This window comes from Pseudarthrobacter chlorophenolicus (assembly GCF_000962805.1).
GTDB lineage: Bacteria > Actinomycetota > Actinomycetes > Actinomycetales > Micrococcaceae > Arthrobacter > Arthrobacter chlorophenolicus_A.
Map to the genome: position 1 here is coordinate 543750 of NZ_JZTW01000001.1, position 19999 is coordinate 563748.

18 protein-coding genes and 1 tRNA gene are annotated in these 19999 nt (G+C 66.9%); 14 read left to right on the forward strand and 5 right to left on the reverse strand.

Going from position 1 to position 19999, the window contains the following annotated elements:
- Positions 1-12: 12 nt before the first annotated feature.
- Positions 13-630 (reverse strand): hypothetical protein, encoded by a 618-nt coding sequence (locus UC32_RS02530; protein ID WP_045729640.1) that lies wholly within the window; start codon positions 628-630, stop codon positions 13-15.
- A gap of 25 nt (positions 631-655) precedes the next feature.
- Positions 656-1372: a hypothetical protein gene (locus UC32_RS02535; protein ID WP_082071875.1), complete on the reverse strand. Its 717-nt coding sequence runs from the start codon at positions 1370-1372 to the stop codon at positions 656-658.
- An 80-nt stretch (positions 1373-1452) separates the two neighbouring features.
- Between UC32_RS02535 and UC32_RS02540 the strand changes: the two genes are divergently transcribed.
- The 7 genes from UC32_RS02540 (at position 1453) to UC32_RS02570 (ending at position 12500) form a co-directional block, all read left to right on the forward strand.
- On the forward strand, positions 1453-2589 hold the full coding sequence (locus UC32_RS02540; protein WP_045729641.1) for a GuaB3 family IMP dehydrogenase-related protein: 1137 nt from the start codon (positions 1453-1455) through the stop codon (positions 2587-2589).
- Between the two features lie 104 nt (positions 2590-2693).
- Complete coding sequence (locus UC32_RS02545) at positions 2694-4433, forward strand: glycerol-3-phosphate dehydrogenase/oxidase (RefSeq protein WP_045729642.1); 1740 nt, start codon at positions 2694-2696, stop codon at positions 4431-4433.
- A gap of 39 nt (positions 4434-4472) precedes the next feature.
- The gene (locus tag UC32_RS02550; RefSeq protein ID WP_015937754.1) at positions 4473-4961 is read left to right on the forward strand and encodes a PTS sugar transporter subunit IIA; all 489 of its coding nucleotides are present in this window, start codon (positions 4473-4475) and stop codon (positions 4959-4961) included.
- 70 nt (positions 4962-5031) lie between these two features.
- Complete coding sequence (locus tag UC32_RS02555; protein ID WP_045729643.1) at positions 5032-5895, forward strand: SURF1 family protein; 864 nt, start codon at positions 5032-5034, stop codon at positions 5893-5895.
- The gene (locus UC32_RS02560) at positions 5892-6395 is read left to right on the forward strand and encodes a DUF3817 domain-containing protein (protein ID WP_045729644.1); all 504 of its coding nucleotides are present in this window, start codon (positions 5892-5894) and stop codon (positions 6393-6395) included. The genes UC32_RS02555 and UC32_RS02560 overlap by 4 nt, the downstream gene beginning before the upstream one ends.
- Positions 6396-6527: 132 nt before the next feature.
- Complete coding sequence (guaA, locus tag UC32_RS02565; protein WP_045729645.1) at positions 6528-8117, forward strand: glutamine-hydrolyzing GMP synthase; 1590 nt, start codon at positions 6528-6530, stop codon at positions 8115-8117.
- Positions 8118-8246: 129 nt separating this feature from the next.
- On the forward strand, positions 8247-12500 hold the full coding sequence (locus tag UC32_RS02570) for a DUF4011 domain-containing protein (protein WP_045729646.1): 4254 nt from the start codon (positions 8247-8249) through the stop codon (positions 12498-12500).
- Between the two features lie 56 nt (positions 12501-12556).
- Here the strand turns inward: UC32_RS02570 and cpaB are convergent, their stop codons facing one another.
- The 3 genes from cpaB to UC32_RS02585 all read right to left on the reverse strand — a co-directional run bounded on the left by cpaB (position 12557) and on the right by UC32_RS02585 (position 14418).
- Positions 12557-13285, reverse strand: a complete 729-nt coding sequence (gene cpaB, locus UC32_RS02575) for a Flp pilus assembly protein CpaB (RefSeq protein WP_045729647.1) — start codon at positions 13283-13285, stop codon at positions 12557-12559.
- Between the two features lie 129 nt (positions 13286-13414).
- On the reverse strand, positions 13415-13675 hold the full coding sequence (locus UC32_RS02580; protein WP_015937748.1) for an FmdB family zinc ribbon protein: 261 nt from the start codon (positions 13673-13675) through the stop codon (positions 13415-13417).
- Between the two features lie 122 nt (positions 13676-13797).
- On the reverse strand, positions 13798-14418 hold the full coding sequence (locus UC32_RS02585; RefSeq protein WP_045729648.1) for a 5-formyltetrahydrofolate cyclo-ligase: 621 nt from the start codon (positions 14416-14418) through the stop codon (positions 13798-13800).
- 103 nt (positions 14419-14521) lie between these two features.
- Between UC32_RS02585 and galU the strand changes: the two genes are divergently transcribed.
- From galU to UC32_RS02620, 7 genes are all read left to right on the forward strand, one after another.
- Positions 14522-15427: a UTP--glucose-1-phosphate uridylyltransferase GalU gene (gene galU / locus UC32_RS02590; RefSeq protein WP_045729649.1), complete on the forward strand. Its 906-nt coding sequence runs from the start codon at positions 14522-14524 to the stop codon at positions 15425-15427.
- 4 nt (positions 15428-15431) lie between these two features.
- Positions 15432-16052 (forward strand): GNAT family N-acetyltransferase, encoded by a 621-nt coding sequence (locus UC32_RS02595; RefSeq protein ID WP_045729650.1) that lies wholly within the window; start codon positions 15432-15434, stop codon positions 16050-16052.
- A gap of 105 nt (positions 16053-16157) precedes the next feature.
- Entirely contained in the window at positions 16158-17060 is a 903-nt protein-coding gene (locus UC32_RS02600; RefSeq protein WP_045729651.1) for a hypothetical protein, read from the forward strand.
- A 135-nt stretch (positions 17061-17195) separates the two neighbouring features.
- Positions 17196-17268 (forward strand) — tRNA-Ala (locus tag UC32_RS02605).
- 168 nt (positions 17269-17436) lie between these two features.
- A complete protein-coding gene (gene pnuC, locus UC32_RS02610; RefSeq protein WP_045729652.1) occupies positions 17437-18099 on the forward strand; it encodes a nicotinamide riboside transporter PnuC in 663 nt (220 codons plus the stop codon).
- Positions 18100-18101: 2 nt separating this feature from the next.
- Complete coding sequence (locus tag UC32_RS02615) at positions 18102-19208, forward strand: AAA family ATPase (protein ID WP_045729653.1); 1107 nt, start codon at positions 18102-18104, stop codon at positions 19206-19208.
- Positions 19205-19960 carry an NUDIX hydrolase gene (locus tag UC32_RS02620; protein WP_045729654.1) on the forward strand — a complete coding sequence of 252 codons (756 nt, stop codon included), beginning with the start codon at positions 19205-19207 and terminating at the stop codon, positions 19958-19960. The genes UC32_RS02615 and UC32_RS02620 overlap by 4 nt, the downstream gene beginning before the upstream one ends.
- The last annotated feature ends 39 nt before the right edge of the window (positions 19961-19999 follow it).

The following is a 19999-nucleotide window of genomic DNA, read 5'->3' on the forward strand; positions in this document are numbered from 1 at the left end:
CGATGGGGAGTTCTACCGGCCGTCAGTACTGCCCACGATGGTGGTGCGCACGCGGGCGATGCCGGGGCGGGGCGGAACACTGCTGAAGCCGAACGTCACCGGCGGGCGGATCGGTGCCATCGCTCCAGCGTCCTGCCCGTGCCAACTTACGGAGGCAGACTCAATGTGGTGCAGGTCGCTGACGCCGTAAAACTCGGTCCGGCCGCTGCCGGCTGAGCCAAAGGTCCGGGCGCCCGGAACCGCCAGCGCGGCCAGAGGGCTGATGGCCCGGAGCCATCGGGTGCTCACGGCGAGGCTGCGGGGCAAGGCCTTCAACGCCGTCCCGAGCAAGGCCCGCCGGCCGGTTGCTGCGTCGATGCCGAGCGGGCCCGCGCGCACCGTCAAGGACTCCTGACCAAGGTGCGCCCGGACGTCCACCACCTTTGCCTCATCGAAGCTGTATGTGGAGGAGATGAACTCTGCGGTGAGGGGTGTGGGCGCCAGCAGGAGCCGGTGGCCTGAAGCTTCCTGCACCATCACGTCGGCAAAGGCGCCAAAGGGGGACTGCCGCCACAGGCCGATGACGGCGCGCAGGCCTGATATGGTGCCCACGCCGGCTATGTGTCCGTCGAAAACCCAGTGCCCGTTCACCGGATCACTGTATCCACGGTGGGCCTCACAGCGGGCCGTAGGCTGCGTTGCCGAACGGGTCACGCCAGGAAGCCAGGTCCTGTTCCACCGCCTGCCGCAGTGCCGGATCAGCCAGGACACGACGCCGGAAGGAGCGCCGGCCGCGGCCCAGCACTGCCGCCGGCACAGCAATGCACGCCACCAGAAGGGCCAGGAACAGCAGGTAGGCTCCGAGGAGGACTCCGGCCGTTCCCGCCTCCCGGGCGGCGGACGACAGCATCGCGGGAACGAAGGCCGCGCCCGGCACCGCGGCCAGCACCACGACCGTCATCGCCCCGCCGCGGGCACTTCCGGGTCCCCGGACGATCAGCTGCTTGTCCGTATCCGGCAGGGTGCTGCGGACCCGCTTCCAGCGCGCCACCCCGAGGACCACGAGCGCCGCCCCCAGTGCGCCCAGCACCAGTACTGGGACACTGTTCCGGGCCACGACGGAAAACAGCACGCCGCTCAGCGCCAGGACCGGGCCGCCGGCTATGGCGCCGCTCCAGGCGGCCGCGCGGGCCGCCTGGTCATCGGCCAGTTGCCGCAGCCGTGTCGGCGCCTCTGGCGGGGCCACCGCCGCAAGTTCCCGGGACAGCCAGTAGTCGAGGGGATGGTCGGGCAGGCCCGCCCGGGAGGGTTCCGGACCTCTCACCGGCGAGACCGTCCACGGCTGTGTGGTCCGGGCAACGCAGAAGTCATCAACGGCCTTTCGGGTCAGCAATGCCGGAATTCCACTCCCAGCCTAGGTGACAGAGGCTGGCGCGGCAGTTGGGAGCGGAGAGGCTGGGATAACCTAGAGCAGTGACTTACGAGATCGAGATTGGCCGTGGCAAGCGTGGGCGTCGTGCCTACTCCCTGGATGACATAGCTGTTGTCCCCAACCGTCGCACCCGCGATCCCAAGGATGTCTCCGTCTCGTGGCAGATTGACGCTTACCAGTTCAACATGCCGGTCATCGCCGCCCCCATGGATTCAGCCATGTCCCCGCAGACCGCCATTGCACTCGGCAAGCTGGGCGGTCTGGGCGTGCTGGACCTTGAAGGGCTCTGGACCCGGTACGAGGACCCACAGGCGGTCCTGGATGAAATCAGTGCCCTGGAGGACGAGACCAACAGCCCCGCCGTCACCGGCCGGATGCAGGAGCTCTACCAGGCCCCCATCCAGCCTGAACTCATCACGTCCCGACTGGCCGAAATCCGTGAAGCAGGCGTCACCGTTGCCGGCGCCCTCACCCCGCAGCGCACCCAGGAGCACTACAAGACCGTCCTGGCTGCCGGCGTCGATATCTTCGTGATCCGCGGCACCACCGTGTCCGCCGAGCATGTCTCCAAGGACCACGAACCGCTGAACCTCAAGCAGTTTATCTACGAGCTCGACGTCCCCGTGATCGTCGGCGGGGCCGCCGGCTACACGCCCGCCCTGCACCTCATGCGCACGGGCGCCGCAGGTGTCCTGGTCGGCTTCGGCGGCGGGGCAACCACCACCACGCGCCGCGCCCTGGGCATCCACGCGCCGATGGCATCGGCGATTTCCGACGTCGCCGCAGCCCGCCGGGACTACATGGACGAATCCGGCGGCCGGTACGTCCACGTCATTGCCGACGGCGGCATGGGCACCTCCGGCGACATCGTCAAGGCCATCGCCATGGGTGCGGACGCCGTCATGCTGGGCAGTGCGCTGGCCCGCGCCGAAGAAGCGCCCGGCAAGGGCTGGCACTGGGGCCAGGAAGCGCACCACCTGGAACTCCCGCGCGGGGACCGGGCGAACGTGGGAACCGTCGGACCCATGGAGGAAGTCCTCTTCGGACCGGGCCACCACACCAACGGAACGTCCAACCTGATCGGTGCGCTGCGCCGCTCCATGGCGACCACCGGCTACTCGGACCTGAAGGAATTCCAGCGGGTCGACGTCGTGGTTTCGCCTTACGAAGGAAACTGACCCCCACGCACTCCGGCAGGGTGCCCGAACGGCGCCCTGCCCAAGCGTGCCCCAAACAAGTAGGGTAGTTCTACTACCGGCACTTGAGGCACTGGAGGCGTTCAATGAAGACTGATCCTGCAGGCGGCGGGGCCCTGGGCCCGGAAGCCAGGGAAGCATCCATCCAGCGGCTGCGCGCCACGACGGAACCCGGCCAGGAGCTGGACATCCTGATTGTTGGCGGCGGGATCGTGGGAACCGGAGCGGCGCTGGACGCCGTCACCCGCGGCCTGAGCGTGGGCATCGTCGAGGCCAGCGACTGGGCGGCCGGAACGTCCTCCCGCTCATCCAAGCTCATCCACGGCGGCCTCCGCTACCTTGAAATGCTGGACTTCGCCCTGGTCAAGGAGGCGCTGCAGGAACGCGGTCTGCTGCTCTCCGAACTGGCGCCCCACCTGGCCCGGCCCGTTCCCTTCCTCTACCCGCTGACCAAGCCCTTCCTGGAACGGCCCTACGTGGGGGCGGGCATCGCCCTGTACGACGCCATGTCCGTCTCCAGCGGCCACAGCCGCGGCGTGCCCTTCCACAAGCACCTGTCCAGGCGCGGCACCCTGCGGGCTGCGCCGAGCCTGAAGGATGACGCGTTCGTGGGTTCCATCCGCTACTACGACGGGCAGGTGGATGACGCCAAGTACGTCGCCAACCTGGTCCGAACTGCTGCGCACTACGGAGCCCATGCCGTCAACCAGATGGCGGTGGTGGACTTCCTCCGCGAAGGCGAGCGGGTGGTAGGCGCCAAGGTGGAAAACCGCGAGGACGGCTCCCGGTTCAACATCCGTGCCAAGCAGGTCATCAACGCCACGGGCGTCTGGACCGACGAAACCCAGGCCATGGTCACGGACCGCGGACAGCTGAAGGTCCGCGCGTCCAAGGGCATCCACCTGGTGGTGCCGAGGGACCGCTTCCAGTCGACCGTCGGACTGATCCTGCGCACCGAAAAATCCGTGCTGTTCGTCATCCCCTGGGGCAGGCACTGGATCATCGGCACCACTGACACGGACTGGCACCTGGACAAGGCCCACCCCGCCGCAACCAGCAAGGACATCGATTACATCCTTGAGCACGTCAATAAGGTCTTGAAGCGGCCGCTGACCCGGGAAGACGTTGAAGGCGTGTACGCCGGGCTCCGGCCCCTCCTGGCCGGCGAGAATGACTCCACCGCGAAGCTCTCCCGCGAGCACGTCGTGGCGCACCCCGTGCCGGGGCTGGTGGTGGTGGCCGGCGGCAAATGGACCACCTACCGCGTGATGGCCAAGGACGCGGTGGACGAGGCCACCCGCACCATGGACGAACGGGTGCCGCCGAGCTGCACCGAGACCATCCCGCTGCTGGGCGCCAGCGGTTTCCGGGCAGCCTGGAACCGCCGCAACCGGACGGCCGAGGAAACAGGCGTGCACGTTGCCCGCATCGAGCACCTGCTGAACCGCTACGGCTCCATGACCCCGGAAGTGCTTGCCCTCATCGCTGAAAATCCTGAACTGGCCGAGCCCCTGCCGGGAGCGGACGACTACCTGCAGGCCGAAGCGGTCTACGCAGCCACACACGAAGGCGCACGGCACGTCCACGATGTCCTGACCCGGCGGACGCGCATTTCCATCGAGGCCTGGGACCGCGGAGTGTCCGCTGTTCCGGTTGTCGCTAAACTGATGGGTGACGTCCTCGGCTGGAGCGACGCTCAGCGCGAAAATGAAGTCCGGCACTACATTGCCAGGGTTGAGGCGGAACGGCTCAGCCAGGAACAGCCGGATGACGAATCCGCAGACGCCGCCCGCCTGGGCGTGGAAGACATCGTGCCCTTGCGCTGAGGGGAGGATGGCCGGCGCTGCTGACTGAAGGGACACGCCTTGGCGGAACCGCTTGACCCGTACGACGCCGAACTTACCACCCCGGACATGGTCATCCTGGAGTTGGAGGCCACGGACAAGGACGACGCCGCCGCCCAGCTGTCCGAGCGGCTGTTCGCAGCCGGCCGGGTGTCCGACCTCGACGGGTTCCTCCGGCACGTCAATGCCCGGGAACACCAACTCGCCACCGGACTCCCCGGCGGCATCGGCCTGCCGCACGCCCGCAGCGAGTTCGTCGCCCGCACCTCCATCGCCGTGGGCATCACCAAGTATGGCCATGCCCTGGACTTCGGCGCTGCCGACGGCCCAGCCACCGTGATCCTGCTCATCGCCACCCCCGCCAGTTCCTTTTCAGACCACCTCGAGGTCCTGGCCACGCTGGCGCGGTCGCTGTCCAAGGAATCGTTCCGCGAATCGCTGCGCCGCGCCTACGACGCCGAAGTGATCGCCGAACTCATCAACTCCAGCCTGGTGTTCTTCGACCACTGACGGAGCTGGCGGGCGTGCCCGCAGCTCAGGCGTTTAGTTGTTCTACAGAACTACGAAGTACGGTTAAGACGTGTGGAAAACAGCCCTTAAGCCCCGATGGATTGCGGGATTCATCTTTGCGATCGCCGTGTCCGGGGTCTTCGTGCTGCTGAGCCAGTGGCAGTTCGGCCGATCCACCAGCCCGGAAATGCCCGTGAACCCGGACACCGAGAAGGTCCAGCCGCTGACGGACACCCTCCAGCCGGGCGAGTTCTTCCACGGGTCCGACGCCGACCAGATGGTCAGTGCCACAGGAACCTATGATCCCGCCAAGCAGGTCCTGGTCCCGGGCCGCCTGCACGACGGGAAGACCGGCTACTGGGTTGTTTCCGCTTTCGCCGTGGACGGCGCGCCCGCCCTGACCGGTTCCGCTGCGTCGCCCCGGACGTGGATCCCGGTGGCCCGCGGCTGGGTGGCCGACTCCGCTGAGGCGACCGCGCCGCCGTCGGGCTCCGTGCAGGTAACCGGACGGCTCCTGCCCTCCGAAGCGCCCCTGGCCGGTAAAGCCGCCAACCCCGGCGAAGCCACAGCGGTTTCCGTGGCCGAACTCATCAACGACTGGGAAATCAGCAGCTACCCGGGCTTCGTGGCTGCCACCGCCGAGGTTGTCGGGGGGACGGACGTGAGCGCCGCCGCCGTCCCGGGGGACCTCCTCCCGCTGGAGATCGGCCCGCAGCCGCCCGCACAGCAGATTAACTGGCTCAACCTCTTCTACTCCCTTGAGTGGGTGGTCTTCGCCGGGTTCGCCTTCTTCATCTGGTGGCGCCTGGTTAAGGACGACTACCACCGGGACCTCGAAGATGCCCTCGACGGCCACGCCGAACCGCATGAACCAGAACAGCAGCCAGGGACCACCCGGCAGCCTGAACACACCGAGCAAAAGGTACAGCCATGATTGATCCGAAGCCGGCCACCGGAAACGACACGGCCGGGAAAGCCGCCCCCAGGAAGCGCCGGTTCGGCGGCACCGAGGCACAGATCCGGTCGGCCCTGAAGTTCTACAAGGTGCTGGCCTACCTGACCGGCGCCATGCTGCTGCTCCTGTGCGCCGAGCTGGTAGCGCGGTACGGCTTCGGGCAGTACCTCTTTGCCGGCGGCACCAACGCCACCACCGGGCAGCCCTTCGGTTTCGGTTTTGCCGACGCCGAGCCGCCGGGGGTCCTTAACGGCGTCAACCTGTCCATCACGGTGCTGATCGTCCACGGCTGGATGTACGTGGTGTACCTGATTTCGAACTTCCGGCTCTGGTCGCTCATGCGCTGGCCGTTCCTCAAGCTGATCCTGCTGGCCCTGGGCGGCGTGGTCCCTTTCCTCTCCTTCATCGTCGAGAAGAAGTTCCATGCCGATGTGGAAGCCGAGCTCGCCGCGAACCCGCAGGCGCCGCAGCGGTACTGAACCCCGGCGGTACCGAACCCCGGCGCTGGCTGCGTTCGCAGCCGTGCCGTCCACCCGCCGTCGGACGTTTGCTCCGTCACAGCGCGGCGTCTCAAGGTGCGCCGGTGCAACGCCGCAACGTAGGCTAGTACGGTGACTACTCCCACTGCATCCCAGACTTCCCAGAAGCCGGTGCTGGTTGTTGACTATGGAGCCCAGTACGCGCAGCTGATTGCCCGCCGCGTCCGGGAAGCGAATGTGTATTCGGAAGTGGTTCCGCATACCTACACCACCGAACAGCTCCTCGCCAAGAACCCCGCCGCGATCATCCTTTCCGGCGGACCTTCCAGCGTTTATGCCGACGGCGCCCCCAGCGTGGGTGCCGATCTCTTCGAAGCAGGCGTACCCGTCTTCGGCATCTGCTACGGCTTCCAGGCCATGGCCAACGCACTGGGCGGCAAGGTGGACAAGACCGGCCTCCGGGAGTACGGCTCCACCCAGACCACCATCCTGGGCGAGGGGCGCTCCGTGCTCGAGGGCATGCCCCAGCACCAGAACACCTGGATGAGCCACGGCGACTCCGTGCACGCGGCTCCGGAGGGCTTTGAGGTCCTGGCCACGACTGCCGGCGCCGAGGTTGCAGCCTTCGCCAACGAAGAAAAGTGCCTCTACGGCGTGCAGTGGCACCCCGAGGTCAAGCACTCGGCCTACGGCCAGCAGGTGCTGGAAAACTTCCTCTTCAAGGGCGCCAAGATCGAGCCCAACTGGACCACGGGGAACATCCTCGAAGAGCAGGTTGAGCGCATCCGCAACCAGATCGGCGACGCCAGGGTCATCTGCGGCCTCTCCGGCGGCGTCGATTCCGCCGTCGCAGCGGCCCTGGTCCAGCGCGCCGTGGGCGACCAGCTCACCTGTGTGTTCGTTGACCACGGCCTGCTCCGCGAAGGCGAAGCGGAACAGGTGGAGCGCGACTTCGTCGCCGCCACCGGCGTCAAGCTCTACATCGCGAACGAGCAGGAGCGCTTCCTCTCGGCCCTGGCCGGAGTGAGCGATCCCGAAACCAAGCGCAAGATCATCGGCCGCGAATTCATCCGCGCCTTCGAAGAAGCCGAACTGGCCATCATCGCCGAGGCCGCCGCGCACGGCGAGAAGATCAAGTTCCTGGTCCAGGGCACCCTGTACCCGGACGTCGTCGAATCCGGCGGCGGCGAAGGTGCAGCAAACATCAAGAGCCACCACAACGTGGGCGGCCTCCCCGAGGACCTGCAGTTTGAGCTCGTTGAGCCGTTGCGGGCCCTGTTTAAGGACGAGGTCCGTGCCGTGGGCGCCCAGCTGGGACTGCCCCAGGAGATCGTGGGACGCCAGCCGTTCCCCGGCCCCGGCCTTGGAATCCGGATCGTCGGCGACGTCACCAAGGAGCGCCTGGACCTGCTGCGCAAGGCCGACGCCATCGCCCGCGCCGAGCTCACCGCCGCAGGCCTGGACAACGAAGTGTGGCAGATGCCCGTCGTGCTGCTGGCGGACGTCCGCAGCGTCGGCGTCATGGGCGATGGCCGCACCTACGGCCACCCCATCGTCCTGCGCCCGGTCTCTTCGGAGGACGCCATGACGGCTGACTGGTCACGCCTGCCCTATGACCTCCTGGCCCGGATCTCCAACCGGATCACCAACGAGGTGGACGGCGTTAACCGCGTCGTGCTCGATGTCACCAGCAAGCCGCCGGGAACCATCGAGTGGGAATAGCATCCTGAAGTGGCCGGCCTCCGTTGACGGAGGCCGGCCATTTCTGTCTTGCTGTGAAAAACCCCTAATTTCGCTGCTCCAGTGTTGCGGTCTCTCAGTCCGGGCGCGGAAGCGGCTACTCTCGAACCTATGCCGGTATGGTCCAGGGCGTCACGTGCAAACGCAGAAAAGAAGGCAGAAGTGTCAGTAGGTCAAGGCCACCCGGAAGGCTCGGAAGAGCTTCGTAAATGGCTGTCCGGGCTCAAACCCGTCACCGGGGCAGACACAATGCTGCGCTTCACCAAGACGCCCGAAGGTTCCATAGACCTCACCTCTGCCCACCCCTCTGGCCTGGCCCAGCTCATGGCCGGGCGCCGCACCCGCCTGTCCACGCTGATCCGCGATCAGCAGCAGTACGTGGTGGCTGCCAGGGCATCCCGCAACATCCGGTCCAAGATCTTCGAACTGTCCAACGACCGCGGCATCGACGCAGGGTACCTCTCCGCGGGCACCGTGGTGTGGACATCCGCCGTCGGAGGCAAACCGCAACGGGTGTCCGCGCCCGTCATGCTCACGGCGATCTCCCTCACCGTCCGGCCCGGGGAAGACGACTACGAGCTCCAGCTGACAGAGCAGGCACACATCAACCCCGCGTTGGTCCGCCACCTGAAGTCCGTCCACGGCATTGTCTTCGACGTCAACGCCGTCACCCGGCTCGCGTACAGCACAGCGCGTTTCGATCCCCAGCCCGTCCTGGACCGGCTGGGTACGCTCATCCGCCCCATCCACGGCGCCGAAGCGCAGCACAACCTGCTGGTGTCAACGTTTGCGGACCTTTCCGGGAACCTTGACGACCCATGGATCAACGACTCCAACCCGATCGTCTCCGCCCTGGCCACGGCCGGCGGCGGCGAAGTGGTGGATGTCGAAGCCCCGGATCCCTCCCGCTTCCCCCCGCTGGACAGCCGGCATCCCCAGGACGAACTGCTCCTTTTGGACGCTGACACGGACCAGCAGTATGTGGTGGACGCCGCCCGTGCCGGCGACTCGCTGGTGGTCAGCAGCCCGCCCGGAACCGGGCAGACGCAGACGGCCATCAACACCATCGGCGCCCTGGTGGACGCGGGCCGGACCGTCCTGGTGGTAGGGGACCGGCGCGCCAGCCTGAACGAGGTTTCCGGCCAGCTCGAAGCCCTGGGCCTCGAATCGATCCTGTTCCAGTTGTCCGGGAATGTCACCGCGCAGCAGCTGAAGTCACAGCTGGTCCGCGCCATTGTCCGGAACGAGAAGTCCCTCAAGCCACAGCTGGGGAACCTGCACAGCACGTTGACCGAGCACCGCCACGCGCTGATGGACCACGTGGCGTCCCTGCACAATGTCCGCGACCGGTGGGGTTGCTCGCCCTACCAGGCCATGCAGTCGCTGGCCGAGCTGACCTCCATTTATCCCGCACCCGCCACCACCGTGCGGCTGAAGCGAAGCGTCCTTGACAGCATCCGAGACCGGGAGGAACTCGCGGGCCGGCTCCAGCGGGCAGCGGAGCTGGGCAGCTTCAGCAAGGCCTCCACCACCAGCCCGTGGCATGGCGCCCGGCTCCTGACACGCAAGGAAACGGAAGAAGCCCAGGACCTGGTCCGGGCCATTGCAAAGAGCCTTCCCGTGCTCCGGGAGCGGATGAATGCCGTGGCCGAGCACGCGGAAATCCGGCTTGGCAAATCCTTCGCCGAATGGGGCGAGCAGCTGGAGCTGCTGGTCGCCGTGCGCGAAAGCCTGGACAAGTTCACACCGGATATCTTCGACCGGCCGGTCACCGACCTCATTTCCGCCACCGCACCCTCGGCCTGGCGGCGGGAACGCGGGATCGAAATGACCTCCATGCAGCGGTCGCGGCTCCGCCGCGTGGCCAAGGAGTACGTCCGGCCGGGCGTCCACATCGCAGACCTGCACACGTCCCTGGTCCTGGTCCAGGAACAGCGTGCCCGCTGGGCAGGCTACGCCACCACCCAACGGCACCCTGCCGTCCCCTCCGGGCTGGCGGAGATGAACGCCCTGTACCGCGAACTTGACCAGGAGCTGGCCAGCCTTGGTGAGTGCCTGAAGCACACGGCAGGGGGCGGGGCGCTGTCCACTGTCCGCTACGAAGAGCTCCTGGAGCGGCTGGAGCGGCTGGTTGCGGACACAGACACGCTCAAGACGCTCCCCGAGCGGACGCTCCTCATCGAGAACATGCGGGAGCACGGCCTGGGCGAGCTCCTGGCCGACCTCGCCGAACGTGAAGTTCCTGCCGGATCGGTGGCTGCCGAACTTGAACTGGCCTGGTGGCAGTCAGCCCTTGAGGCCATGATCAGCGGAGACGACTACCTCGCCATGTCCGACGGCGATGCCCTGCGCCAGCTGGAAGCCGAGTACCGGCTCGCGGACAACGCCCACATCGCCAGCGGTGCAGCACGCCTGCGCTGGGACCTGGCGGAGCGTTGGCGGGCAGCCATCGGGGACCAGCCCCGGCAGGCCGGCCTCCTGCGCAGCCTGCTCAAGGACGGCCGGGTTTCACTGCCCGCGCTGACCGCCCAGGCGCCGGACCTGATCGGCACGCTGGTTCCGGTCTGGTCGGTGAGCCCCTACCTCATGAGCGGACTCCTTCCTGCGGAACAGCACTTCGACGCCGTAGTGATCCTCGACGCCGAAGCCACAAGCCTGCAGGCGGTCCTGCCTTCCATCGCCCGCGCCCGGCAAGTCATTGCCTTCGGCGACGCCCGCATCGCCAGTCCCCGCAGCTTCACGGTGGGAGTGGAGCGGCTCGCGCCCGGCGAGTCCGCGCACCAGCGGGTCGAGAGCGCCTTCAAAGCCCTCTCCGCCGTGCTGCCGGTGTGGCAGCTCACCAACGTCTACCGCGGCGTGGACGAGGACCTGGTGCTGCAGCTGAGCAGGAACTTCTACGACGGCGGACTCCGCCGCCTTCCCGAGGGACAGTCGGCCACTGGGCTGGACCGGTCCTTGCTCGTGGAGTACTTGCCGGACGGCACCGGCCTGCCCAGCGCCGACCACGAGGGCGTGGAGTCCGTGGTAGCCGAGGTCAACCGCGTGGTGGAGCTGGTGTTCGAGCACGCTCGGCTGCGGCCCAGGACGTCCCTGGCGGTTGTCACAGCAAGCCTGCGGCATGCCGCGAGGATCGGCGAGTCCATCCGGCTCCAGTTGCCCAACTACCCCGGGCTGGCCAGCTTCTTCGGCGCGGGTCCGGAGTCCTTCCGGGTTGTCGACCTCGAACGGGCGCAGGGGCTGGTGCGGGACCATGTCATTTTCTCGCCCGGCTACGGGCGCACGCCCCACGGGCGTGCCCTTCACAACTTCGGCCCGCTCTCCGCCGAGGGCGGCCGGGAGAAGTTTGCGCTGGCCATGACACGTGCCCGCCGTTCCATCCACGTTCTGACGTGCTTCCGCCCGGAGGACCTGGACCACACCAGGCTGTCCCACGGTGCCCAGGACCTGTACGCGCTCCTTGACCGCGAAATTTCGGGCAACACGGACCTCGGCACTCCGGCGTCCCGGGCGGCTGCCAGCGAGCAGGCGCTCGGCGCCGACCCGCTCGTTGCCGACCTCGGCGACAGGCTTCGTGCACGGGGCGCCCGGGTGTGGCACCAGTACGACGGCGTCATCGACGTGGTGGCGGCAGCGGACCCACTGGGCACCATGGGCCAGGATGAGGCCGACCTTCCCTGGCCGGTGGCCATCGAATCCGACGGTACCGAGCAGTACCGCACCATGAGCGTGCGTGAGCGCAGCCGGCTGCGCCCGCAGATGCTGGAGCGGCTGGGCTGGCGGTACATGCCGCTGTGGACCATTGAAGTGTTCACCGATCCTTCGGCCTGCGCAGACCGCATTGCAGGGTACCTGGGGCTGGAACGGGTGGTCTTTCCAGGCCGCACGGCCGAGTCCGCCGGTTTCCTTGACGATGACGTCCACCAGGCGCTGAATGGAATCGACGCCGCGCAGCCTGCGTCGCTTCCGCATCCGGACACTATCGGGCCGGGGTTCAGGCGTGGCGCCGCGCGGGGTGAAGAACGTCATGAAGCCCAGGACGATCCAGCATCAACCGGCGCCGACGACGCCGCTGCAGCACCAGAGAATGAGAAGGCTGACACCGTGACCCCGAAAGATGCCGTGACGCCGCAGGACGCAGTAAATCCGGAGGACGCGGAGAGCACAGCGGACGCGGCCGACACCGAACGCGCCACAAGTTCCGGCGATGCCGCGCCTGCGGAAGAGGCCGGCCCGCCGGCAGCGCACGGCCGGGTGGAGGGCGTACTGCCCAAGACCGCCGCGGAAGATGACCCGCGGGCATGGGGCGATCGCGACGACGACCATGATGCATGGTTGAAGGAGCAGAAGCCCCCGCACTGGGGCTGACGGCACGTAGGCCCATGGGCGTGATTGTCATGCCCTGCCGGACACGGCAGGGCCGGTCACGACGGCGGTCCTACCAGGACGAAAAACAGTTTGCCCTGCGTGGACGCCCCCGCCAGCCGCGCTGACTGCTCAGCGGTGGCCGCCACCACGATCAGGCCGTCGGTTTCTGCGGTGCCCAGCCATTGTCCGCCATGGCCACCTTTGGCCGCGGTCCAGAGGACGGGGACCCCCGAGGCGAGGACTTCCGAGGGTCCCTGCTGGTCGAACCCGTTTCCGGATGTCAGGACGACGTTCACCAGTTGCCCGGGCGAAACCAGTTGAACGGATGAGGCATCGGCCATCCGCAAGGGAACGGCGGCCGACCCCGGGGGAGTGCCGGTAAGCAGCCCCGGGCCCAGGAGCTGGACGTCAGTGACCAGCTGCCCTTTCCGCAGCGGCGCTGCCAACTGCTTGCCTGCCGCCTGAGCCTGCTCAGCCAGCATGCCCTCGGACAGCAGCCCGGGCGGTACCCGCACCGGAACAAGGTCCGTGGCCGTGACAGCTGTTCCGGCGGGCAGGTCCCTCGCCGCGGACAGGGCTGTGACAGTGCTCGCCGGCGCGGGGGTGAGCTGGTGGACCGTCATGGACGCCGCTGCGCAGAGAAGCAGGGCCACCGCGAGGCGCCGGTTGCGGTTGAGCCATCCGGCCACGCGGGTCAGCGGGCTGCCGCGCCGTGACGCGGCAGCGCCCTTTTGGGCTTGGAGGACTGACGGTCTGCGGTGGGCACGAAGGGGATGTGCAGGCATGCCTTCACGCTAGGTGGGCAGGCATGGCAGACGACAGCGGCCCCGGTCCTATGTGGACAACGTGGTGCTGTCCTCAGGTCCGGGGCCGCTGGCAGTCCAAAGTGCGTGGGTGACCGGTGCGGACCGGTGTCAGCTCGCGGCAGCCGCCGGGGCGGGCGCCGGAGCAGGGGCTGCCGGGGCAGCAGGTGCTGCGGAGACGGTGCTGCCCTTGGAGTCGCGGGAGTCAGTGCGGTAGAAGCCCGATCCCTTGAACACGACGCCCACGCTGTTGAACTTCTTGCGCAGCGTCCCTTCGCATTCCGGGCAGGACGTCAGTGAACTGTCCGAGAATGACTGGACGATGTCAAAAGCATGGCCGCAATCCTTGCAGGCGTAAGCATATGTTGGCACTGGTGCTCCTCCTCTGGGGCAAACGAGAGGTCCCGTGCTGCCACCCGTTCCACTGGTGGTCCGTTAGCAGTCGCAGGGCCTGAGTGCTAATTCTATCATCCCCGTCCACCGGCCGTCCGGGTTCAGGGAGCGCCTGCCAGGACCCGCAGTCCGCCCGGAGTCAGGACGGCCGGAACGGGGCGGTCGAACTCCTCGGCGGGGATCCGCCCGGCAGGCAGGAGTTCTTCGTCGTAGATAACAGCGGCGAGCGGAATATGCTTCCCGGCAGTGTCCAGATGGCCCAGGAACTTGTCGTAGTAGCCGCCGCCCTGGCCGATCCGGTTTCCGGAAAGATCAACAGCAGTGGCCGGAATGAACAGCCCGGACGCCCCGCCGGCCACATCCGGCCCGTGACGCGGCCCGTCAGGTTCCATGACGGGCGCGTAGCGGCTGCGGGCAAATGGCATGCCGGGAGACCAAAATACCCAGCTCAGTTCCCGCGCGGGTTCGCACACCGGCAGCAGCACCCGGTGTCCGCGGGCGTGGAGGGCCTGGATCAGCGGCAGGGTGGGGGGTTCGACGCCGACGCCCAGGTAGACGCAGAAGGTTGCGGTCCTGCCGTCCGCAAGGGAGCCGGCCCAGGCTGTGCCATGTTCGGCGAGGGCGAGGCCGGCCTCCTCCAAGGCCGACGGCGGGAGTCCGGCGCGGCGGGCGCGGTGGGCGGTCCGGATGCCGTCCTTGGCGCCGTTCTGATGTTCGGTCATGGGTTTTCCCTCCATTGCCGCGGGCGGCGGGTTCATGTGCAGGTCCGCGCCGGGACCGGACGGCTGATTACTTAATGCTTGCCGCTGACGCTAGATTAGTCCGGTGACTACCAGTAACCCGAGAGTTCGCAAAGCCGTCATCCCCGCTGCGGGGCTGGGCACCCGATTCCTTCCCGCCACCAAGGCTATGCCCAAAGAGATGCTTCCTGTGGTGGACAAGCCTGCCATCCAGTACGTCGTGGAGGAAGCCGTTGGAGTCGGACTGAACGATGTCCTGATGATTACGGGACGCAACAAGCGGGCACTCGAGGACCACTTTGACCGTGTCCCATCGCTCGAGTCCACCCTCTCGGACAAGGGTGACACCAAGAAGCTGGAGTCCATCCAGGCCGCCAGCAACCTTGGCGACATCCACTACGTCCGCCAGGGCGACCCCAACGGCCTCGGCCACGCCGTGCTGCGTGCCCGCCAGCACGTGGGCAACGAGCCCTTTGCGGTGCTCCTGGGTGATGACCTGATTGATGCCAGGGACGAGCTCCTGGGAACCATGATCGACGTGCAGGCCAAGACCGGCGGTTCGGTGGTTGCCCTTATCGAAGTGGATCCGTCCCAGATCAGCGCCTACGGCTGCGCGGACATCGAAGAGATCGACGGCGAAGGCTACGTCCGGATCAACAGGCTCGTTGAGAAGCCTGCAGCGGACGAGGCACCGTCCAACCTGGCAGTCATCGGCCGCTATGTGCTGCACCCCGCTGTCTTCGACGTGCTGGAGGAAACCGGCCCCGGCCGTGGTGGCGAGATCCAGCTGACCGACGCCCTGCAGGAGCTTGCCACCGGCGAGGGTGAAGGCTATGGCGTTTATGGTGTGGTGTTCCGCGGACGCCGCTACGACACCGGTGACAAACTGAGCTACCTGAAGGCCTGCGTGCAGCTGGCCGTCGACAGTGATGACCTGGGCCCGGGCCTGCGGGAGTGGTTGCCGGGCTTCGCCGCCCAACTTTCCAAGTAACACCGTGCGCTACGGTCCCATCTGGCCGGTCACGCTGGAATGCGGTGACCTGGTCCTGCGGCCCATCCGCTACCGCGACCGGAAAGAATGGACCGACGTGCGGTCACGGAACAGCCAGTGGCTTGCGCCGTGGGAGGCGTCCAACCCCGATCCGCGCGGAGGGTTGCCGGACTACCGGCAGATGGTACGTTCGCTGAACTCCCAGGCGGCCCAGTCCACGGCGTTGCCGTTCCTCATTACGGAGCGCGTGGCCGGCAGCCGGAGCCCGCACATCGTGGGCCAATTGACGGTGTCATCCATTCTCTGGGGCTCGGCAATGATGGCCACGCTGGGTTACTGGGTGGACCAGGCACGGGCGGGCCACGGGATCGCTCCGACGGCGGTTGCCCTGGTGACCGACCACTGCTTCCAGACCCTGGGGCTGCACCGGATGGAAATCAACATCCGGCCCGAAAACCGGCCCAGCCTGCGGGTCGTGGAAAAGCTGGGATTCCGCGACGAAGGGTACCGGCCCCGGTACCTGCACATCAATGGTGAATGGGCGGACCACCGGTCGTTTGCATTGACCTCCGAAGAAGTCCCGGACGGCCTGTTGCCGCGTTGGCTGGCGTCCCGGACGTCTTAATTCCACTCATTTGGCAACCGCCCGGCGACACACCGCAACCAATGCCACTGTGGCAGTGGTGATGCTCATACGGTTTTGAGTGTGGACTTCCCCCTTAGCAGCTCTGTGATCCTTGTGGTTGCTGTCGTGCTCTGGATTGTGTGGGTTGCCCCCTACGTCCTCCGGAACCGCAGGCACCAGCTCCAGCCCGCCGGCGATGCCATGGCGGCCGCACCCGCGGAGGAGAAACCGGAGCGGCCGCAAGGCATGGTCCTGAACGTCGCCGCCAAGCAGGAGAAAACGATGCATACGAGGAAGAGCGGCGCACCCGCTGCCGGGCCCACCGCTGCAGCCAACGGTCGGCTGCGCATCCACTACGGGCGCACATCCATCGCACTCGTTGGATTCCTCTCGCTCATCACTGCATTCGTCTCCGGCGTCCTGCTGCCCTTCGGCCTTGGTTCCGCCATCCTGCCGCTGTCCTGCCTGGCGCTCACTGCGGCGTGCGTCATCCTTCTGCGCACCCTCGCCGTCCGGAGCCGCAAGGCGAAGGTCAACGCAGCGTTCCGCTCGGCCATGAGCGCGCCGTCCCGGACGGCCACACCGCTCGACCGGATTCCGCCCAAGCCGGAAACGGCACCGCTGCCTGCCCGCCCGGAAAGCCCGCTCTTCGACGCTGAGGCCCACAAGCCCCAGGCCAAGCCACTGACCGCCGTGGAACTGCGTGAAGCAGCCATTGCCGTAGCCGTGGCCGCGGGCGATACCAGCGCGGCAGCACCGGCGTCGGACGTTCCGTCCAATACGCCCTGGCAGCCTGTCGAAGTCCCCAAACCTGTGTACGTGGAGGCTGCCAAGGCCGAGCGGCCGGAGCCCAAGCCGCTTGAGCTTCCCGAGGCACCGAAGGCCGTCGGCAAGCCGTCCCTGAAGCAGGGCGCTACCGGCGCGGCACCTGTTGACGCCCAGCAGCTCACCAAGGCGCAGAGCGCCCTCAGCAACCTCGACGACGTCCTGCAGCGCCGCAGGGCCTAGCCTCCGGCCGCGGGGCCCGATACCGGCCGCCGGGCAGGCATGAGCGATGCCGGGAATGTCGGTTGGCATTGGGGCAGGAAAAATGTGTAGCCTAGGGGCACCGGTACAGACCGTGCCAAAAGGTCGCACCGTTCCGGGGCTATAGCTCAGTTGGTAGAGCGCTTCGTTCGCATCGAAGAGGTCAGGAGTTCGAATCTCCTTAGCTCCACAGTTTTCGTTTCACAAAGGCCATCCTGCCGGGATGGCCTTCGTTGTTTTGCGGGAACATCATCCCAGCGTGAACGGACGCACAGATCTTCGACCCCCTTAGTTGTCAGTTTGATAATTAACGGCTAGGTTGTAATTATCTACTTGATAATTACGGAAGGAAGCGGCGATGACGGTCATACTCGACTGGATGAACTCCGCAGCAGTGCCAAATCTCCTCGGTTCTCCCGTCAGCTGGATCGAGGTCATCGGATTCGTCACAGGTGCGGCATGCGTCTATGGCGTCGCGAAGCAAAAGCTCTGGAACTGGCCGGTGGGAATCGTGAATAACGTTGCGTTCATCATCCTGTTCCTGGGTGCCGGCCTCTATGGGGAAACGGTCCTTCAGGTCATCTTCGCTGCCGTGGCCGTCTACGGCTGGTTCAACTGGGTCCGCGGAAGCTCTGCCACCGAGGCCAGCAATGATCTGCCCATCCGGGACGCCACGGGCAAGGAAACCCTGCTCGGCGCCGGTGCCACCCTGGCCGGTACTGCCGCCGTGGCCATGATCCTGACGCACGGCACAGACTCCCAGGTGCCATGGCCGGATGCCTTTGTCCTGACTGCCTCCCTGGTTGCCACCTACTGGCAGGCGAGAAAGATCTTCCAGCACTGGTACGTCTGGATCCTCATCGATGTGGTCTCCATTCCGCTGTACTTCACCCGGGGGCTGGCCCTGACAGCGATCCTTTACATCGGATTCCTTGCCCTCTGCATTTACGGGCTCAGCGGCTGGAAGCGTACCCGGGCCGCCGGGAAGGCCCCCGTGATCACCGTCCCGGCAGGAGCCTGACAATGTTCACCCAGTCCATGGTCATCGGCAAGTTCTACCCTCCCCACGCCGGTCACGCCCACCTCATTGCCACAGCCGCCTCGCAGTCCGAAAAGGTGGCGGTCCTGGTGCTGGGCACCCGCTTTGAGTCCATCACCGTCGCCGATCGTGCCAGTTGGCTGGCCGCCGAATTTGAAGACACCAACGTCCAGGTCATCGCGATGCCGAACGACTGCCCGGAGGACTACCACGCCGACGCCATCTGGAAAGCCCAGAACGAGCTCATGCGCCTGGCTCTGAAGTCCCACGGAATCACCGCCGTCGACGCCGTCTTTAGCTCCGAGGCCTACGGCGCCCGGCTTGCGGGCTATTTCGGCGCCGAACACGTTCTCGTCGACCAGTCCCGGACCACATATCCGATCAGCGGCACTATCTGCCGTGACGATCCCGCAGCGGCGTGGCCTTATGTACTGGCCCCGGCACGGCAGGACTTGGCCACCAGGATCATCGTTGTGGGCGCGGAGTCCACTGGCACCACCACGCTCGCCCGGGCCCTGATGGACCACTACCGGGCACGGTTCCCGCTGATCGCCGACGTGCCCGAATACGGCCGCGACTACACCTATGGGAAGTTCGACGCCCTGCGGGCCGTGAAGCCGGATGCCGAACTGGCCGACATGGTGTGGACCGCGCGGGACTTCAGCGTCATCGGTGCCCGGCAAAACCAGCTGGAAAACGCGGCGGCCGATACCTGCCCGCTGGTCATCGCCGACACCGACGCCTTGGCCACCACCTTGTGGGAACGGTATTACCTGGGGGAGCGCAGCTACGGCTCCTATCACGCAATGGATACACTGCCGCGCCGGGATCTCTACCTGGTCACCGACGATGAAGGTGTGCCGTTCGAGGACGACGGCTGGCGGGAGGGCGAGCACAGCCGTGCCGAGATGACCGAGTGGTTCAAGGAGACCCTGACCGCGGAGGGACACTCCTGGATCCTGGTCACCGGCAGCCACGAACGGCGCATGAAAACCGCAACTGACGTCATTGACCTGATCCTGGCCCAGCGGAACGGCTTCGCCTCCCCGCCCTGGGCCACCCGGACCGTCCTGGAAGGCGCGCCGGCATGAACGACTCCAACGCCGAGCGGGACTATCTTGAGTCCTACCGGCCCGGTGACTACCCGTCCTTCGCCCTGACTGCAGACCTTGTGGTTTTCGCCGTCACCGGCGGGGTCCTCCACACAGCCCTGGTCCGCCGCGGCGCCCACCCCTTCAAGGGCAGGCTGGCCCTGCCGGGGGGATTCGTCGGGCCCCGGGAATCAGCGGAGACAGCCGCCGGCCGCGAGCTTTCCGAGGAAACCGGGCTGGACCTGGGTACGCTGCCGGTCCACCTCGAACAGCTGGCGACATACAGCGCCCCTGGCCGCGACCCCCGGATGCGGGTTGTTTCCGTTGCCCACCTGGTCCTGCTGGCAACGGACGGCACAAGCCTTCCCGCCGTCTCGGCCGGGACCGACGCCGCCGGCGCCGATTGGTACCCGGTCCACGAAATGCTCGCCGGCAGCACCGGGGAATCCCTGGCTTTCGACCATTCGCAGATCCTAGCGGAGGGCTTGCAGCGGCTGGCCGGCAAGATGGAATACACCACAGTCGCAGCCCGGCTCCTCCCCGGAGAGTTCACGCTCACCCAGCTGCGCACCGTTTACGAGGCAGTGTGGAATGCTCCGCTGGCGGCAGGAAACTTCACCCGCAAAATGACACCCCAGCTGGAAGACACCGGAAGGAAGGTCCGTGCTGCAACCGGGGGAGCGCCCGCTGCGATGTTTACGGCAAGCGACCGGTACATCCACCCGCCGCTGTCCCGGCCCGGGCAGGAGTGACGCCCACGTACCGCCCGAGGCTGTTGAGGTACCGCCCTG